The sequence below is a fragment of the Peribacillus sp. SIMBA_075 genome (assembly GCF_046534585.1).
On sequence record NZ_JAWRYN010000308.1, the window covers coordinates 1 to 320 of the forward strand.

Annotated in this window: 1 protein-coding gene; it reads left to right on the forward strand. The window is 50.9% G+C overall.

Annotation, left to right across the window (positions count from 1 at the left end):
* Positions 1 to 48: 48 nt before the first annotated feature.
* On the forward strand, positions 49 to 320 hold a 272-nt coding region (locus SB775_RS28355; RefSeq protein WP_410864502.1), incomplete at its 3' end, for a DUF2975 domain-containing protein.

The window sequence follows — 320 nt, forward strand, 5'->3', positions numbered from 1 at the left end:
CTGCCGGTCATCGCGCTTTGCATCTTCGTTGTGCTGCCGCTTTCGAGCATTATCCAGGATGGGCCGGACCAGCTGGCATTTCTGCAGTATGTCTTTATCGGCATGCTCTATGCAACCGCGACCGCTTATTTCCTGGCGCTGTACCAGACATTTAAATTATTGAGTTTCATCGATGACAACACCGCCTTTTCTGTGCGCTCAGTGAAGGCAATCAAGAACATCAAGCTGTGCGCCCTCTCCATTACGGGCATCTATTTTCTCGCGATGCCGCTGTTTTACATGATCGCAGAAATCGACGATGCACCGGGCCTCATCTTGAT